4 protein-coding genes are annotated in these 4,295 nt (G+C 41.4%); 2 read left to right on the forward strand and 2 right to left on the reverse strand.

Translation table 11 applies throughout. From position 1 onward, the window contains the following. Positions 1-2,076 precede the first annotated feature (2,076 nt). Together NB504_RS06705 and NB504_RS06710 are read left to right on the forward strand one after the other, a co-directional pair. A complete protein-coding gene (locus tag NB504_RS06705) occupies positions 2,077-2,361 on the forward strand; it encodes a type II toxin-antitoxin system RelB/DinJ family antitoxin (RefSeq protein WP_017040620.1) in 285 nt (94 codons plus the stop codon). Then, positions 2,358-2,636: a type II toxin-antitoxin system mRNA interferase toxin, RelE/StbE family gene (locus tag NB504_RS06710; RefSeq protein ID WP_010320663.1), complete on the forward strand. Its 279-nt coding sequence runs from the start codon at positions 2,358-2,360 to the stop codon at positions 2,634-2,636. Before NB504_RS06705 ends, NB504_RS06710 begins: the two co-directional genes overlap by 4 nt. Before the next feature lie 599 nt (positions 2,637-3,235). Here NB504_RS06710 and NB504_RS06715 read toward each other — a convergent pair. Next, on the reverse strand, positions 3,236-3,622 hold the full coding sequence (locus tag NB504_RS06715; protein WP_153734412.1) for an NUDIX hydrolase: 387 nt from the start codon (positions 3,620-3,622) through the stop codon (positions 3,236-3,238). A 157-nt stretch (positions 3,623-3,779) separates the two neighbouring features. Further along, positions 3,780-4,295: hypothetical protein (locus NB504_RS06720; RefSeq protein WP_258428532.1), on the reverse strand; the 516-nt coding region annotated here is incomplete at its 5' end.

Here is a 4,295-nt window from a genome sequence, read left to right on the forward strand (position 1 = left end):
CTTAAGGGGCAGACAACGCTACTACCAACTTTCCGCATAACACCATAATCACGAAACCCAACGCATGATAAAAATGCCACGCGTTGGCAGTCCCTCTTGAAGCGTTTGTTAGGCCAACCAATTGACACCGAGACTTTCACAACCAAAGAACGAGATTTTTTGTGAATTTTAAACCAACTAACCGATTCATTTATAAACCAAAATGCTAAATCAGCAAAGAAACAAAAAAATTCAAATTGAGCGGTTTGGAAGAAAAGTGACGAGCGTAGCATGCTCGGCGGACGTTTGGATGCTGAAGGTTATTTTACCGCTAAACTCACAACGACAAACAACCCAACGCGATCAAGAAACAACAAATATGTGATGACTATTTATTGCCTAACTTAAGCCAGAAAACCTTGAATTTACCGTTCAATTCCAACTCGATTTAGCTGATAAAACTCACTTTGCCTAACGCCCGGCTAAGGGGTTGACAACGCACCGCCAAACTCAAAAAACACACTGTAAACATTGAACTTCAATTTTGCGCTAAAGTCGCCACGCGTTGGCAATCCCTCTTGAGCCGTTTGTTATGCAAATTCAATGAGATAAACTGAATTTACACGACCAAAAGCCACCATTGCAATGGTTGAGTGATTCAAGAACCAACCCAAGCCAGAACTGTGATAAATAAGCCGCCAAAACAAAGCCCACCTTTCAACAACAAACCAAGCTTTTGAATGAGACAAACTCAACAAGCAAGATTTTCAGCAAGTACAAAATGCTCGATAAACTTGCCCTTTCCACACTTTGCGCCCGCTGAATTGGCAGCAAGCCAACGCTAAAACCGATTGAGGCAAACAAAGAACTTTGCCTGTTTTACGGCTTGAGTTCATAATGAATTTGAAGGTAAAAAAGCTCATTTGCCGACAACACAAAACGAATGGCCGGAGAAACCTAAAAAGATTGAACCCCTAAATTTACCTGAGTTGCATAACGCCCGGCTAAGGGGTTGACAACGCATAGCCGAACTCAAAAAACACACCGTAAACACTGAACTTCAATTTTGAACTAAAGCCGCCACGCGTTGGCAATCCCTCTTGAGCCGTTTGTTAGGCCAACCGATTGACAACGATACTTTCAAAACCAAAGAACAGGGATTTTTACAAACTTAAAACAAACTAACCGATTTATTTATAAATCAAAATGCTAAATCAGCAAAGAAACAAAAAAACTCAAATTGAGCGATTTGGAAGAAAAGTGACGAGCGTAGCATGCTCGGCGGACGTTTGGATTCTGAAGGTTATTTTGCCGATGAATTCACAGCGATAAAAACCCAACGCGATCAAGAAACAGCAAATATGTGATGATTATTTATTGCTTAAGCTAAGCCACAAAACATAGGATTTGCCGTTCAATTCAAACTCGTTTTAGCTGATAAAAACTCACTTTGCCTAACGCCCGGCTAAGGGGTTGACAACGCACCACCGAACTCAAAAAACACACCGTAAACACTGAACTTCAATTTTGTACTAAAGCCGCCACGCGTTGACAATCCCTCTTGAGCCGTTTGTTAGGCCAACCAATTGACACCGACACTTTCACAACCAAAGAACGAGATTTTTTGTGAATTTTAAACCAACTAACCGATTCATTTATAAACCAAAATGCTAAATCAGCAAAGAAACAAAAAACTCAAATTGAGCGATTTGGAAGAAAAGTGACGAGCGTAGCATGCTCGGCGGACGTTTGGATGCTGAAGGTTATTTTGCCGATGAATTCACAGCGATAAACAACCCAACGCGATCAAGAAACAACAAATATGTGATGACGATTTATTGCTTAAGTTAAGCCACAGAACATGGGATTTACCGTTCAATTTCAACTCGATTTAGCTGATAAAAACTCACCTTGCCTAACGCCCGGCTAAGGGGTTGACAACGCACCGCTGAACTCAAAAAACACACTGTAAACGCTGAACTTCAATTTTGCACCAAAGCCGCCACGCGTTGACAATCCCTCTTGAGCCGTTTGTTAGTTGCCCTTGCTCGATCCTAGTGCTAACATTTGTACACACGCAAACTTAGGGAGCTACTCATGGACACTAGAATTCAATTTCGTGTTGATGACGAAATTAAACGTTTAGCCCAACAAATGGCTGAGAGCCAAGGTCGCACACTCAGCGATGCTTGCCGTGAACTTACTGAACAAATGGCTGAGCAACAAAGAAAAACATTATCTCATGACGCTTGGTTAACTGAACAAATAAACCTAGCATTTGAGAAGTTTGACTCAGGAAAATCTTCATTTGTTGAACATAATTCAGCTAAAGCACGAATGGCTGAACGAAAGGCCAAAATTCGTAATCGAGGCCAGCAATGATTTTATGGGAAGAAGAATCGCTAAATGATCGTGAGAAGATCTTTGAGTTTCTTTATGACTTTAACCCTGATGCGGCTGAAAAAACTGATGACATTATTGAGGCTAAAGTAGAAAACTTACTCGAACAACCATTGATGGGTGTTCAACGGGATGGAATTCGAGGACGATTACTCATTATTCCCGAAATCTCAATGATCGTTTCGTACTGGGTAGAAGGTTCAATTATTCGCATAATGCGAGTTCTACACCAGAAGCAGAAATTCCCTACCGATTGATTGTAGTCGGTGGGCAACTAACGCCCGGCTAAGGGGTTGACAACGCGCCGCCGCACCCAAAAAACACACTGTAAACACTGAATTTCAATTTTGCACTAAAGTCGCCACGCGTTGGCAATCCCTCTTGAGCCGTTTGTTAGGCCAACAGATTGACAACGACACTTTCAAAACCAAAGAACAGGGATTTTTACAAACTTAAAACAAACTAACCGATTTATTTATAAATCAAAATGCTAAATCAGCAAAGAAACAAAAAAACTCAAATTGAGCGATTTGGAAGAAAAGTGACGAGCGTAGCATGCTCGGCGGACGTTTGGATGCTGAAGGTTATTTTGCCGCTGAATTTACAACTATAAACAACCCAACACGATCAAGAAACAACAAATATGTGATGATTATTTATTGCTTAAGTTAAGCCACAAAACATGGAGTTTACCGTTCAATTCCAACTCGATTTAGCTGATAAAAACTCACTTTGCCTAACGCCCGCCTAAGGGGCTGACAACGCATAACGCTAAACTCAAACACAACAACCGTAACCACCGCGGCTCAATGGGACTGGAAACGCCACGCGTTGACAGTCCCTCTTGAGGCGTTTGTTATGTGTAACTGCCCAAATGTTCCATGATGAAATTTACATCAGCACTATAAAAGTCATTCAGTGGAATTTGGGAAGCCTCAAACCAATAAAACGTTTGTTGTCGGTAAGGTTCGATCTCTTTAGGCTCTGCGTCCATCGAAGCGCTGAAAACAACATGATAAATATCGCCGCCATTCTCGTTGATGGACTTATGAGTGCCAATGAGCTTTAAATTTCTCAGCCCAGTTTCCTCCCAGAGTTCACGAATAGCTGCTTGTTCTCCTGACTCACCGGCATCAATAGAACCACCCGGAAACTCAAAAATCATCCCAGTATTTTTTCTGAACCGTTTTTGTACCAAAACAAGCTTATTCTTTATTACGACAGCCATCGCTAGATGATTCATATGTAGTTCTCTTTGACTGAATTACACATAACGCCGCGTTAAGTGGCGAGCAACGCTAACCACCTTACCTAAACCATTGTGACATAAACACTTAAACCAAAGTAAGCCGAAAACGCCATGCGTTGGGAGTCCGTCTTAAACGCTTTGTTATACGTGTTTACCACTTGGGGACCATACTCAAAGCAGAAGTAATTTGATCTCTTGCCACTTCCCCAAATAGATGAGTATTTGCCATCAGCATATTAACCGCGGCGCCATTAGAAGCAATTTGCTTGCGAATACGTTCTTTTGCCGCAAAAGCTGGTTTCTGACGTTTATAAACGTCTTCCCACCAATCTCGACCATATCTATTTATGGGACTATTTTTAATTGATTTAAAACGTTCTCTACTTCGAACACCCTCAGCAGATACCAAAACGCTAGCCCAAATCATGCGCTTTTGTAAATCATTTGGAATCCAACTTTGACGTTGAAGATCGGAAATAACATCAGGATGAAGATAAAGCGCATTCTCAGAAACCTTTCGTGCTATCCACAGAGCCTGAGCACGCTCAAAAGCTAATTTCTTATCCTGAGGACTAAAACCTTGGCTATATTCTTTCCAAGTTTCTAGCTCATCAATTAATGCTAATTTCTGAACTAATTCTTCCAAGACTAAAATCCTCCGAGAACG

It is taken from the genome of Vibrio sp. RM-69-4, assembly GCF_024743775.1.
Classification (GTDB): Bacteria; Pseudomonadota; Gammaproteobacteria; order Enterobacterales; family Vibrionaceae; genus Vibrio; species Vibrio anguillarum.

What these genes read in the sequence shown, in the direction of transcription:
- NB504_RS06705 (WP_017040620.1), top strand. Translation starts at nt 2,077, where the DNA reads ATGGACACTAGAATTCAATTTCGTGTTGATGACGAAATTAAACGTTTA.
- NB504_RS06715 (WP_153734412.1), bottom strand. Translation starts at nt 3,622, where the DNA reads ATGAATCATCTAGCGATGGCTGTCGTAATAAAGAATAAGCTTGTTTTG.
- NB504_RS06710 (WP_010320663.1), top strand. Translation starts at nt 2,358, where the DNA reads ATGATTTTATGGGAAGAAGAATCGCTAAATGATCGTGAGAAGATCTTT.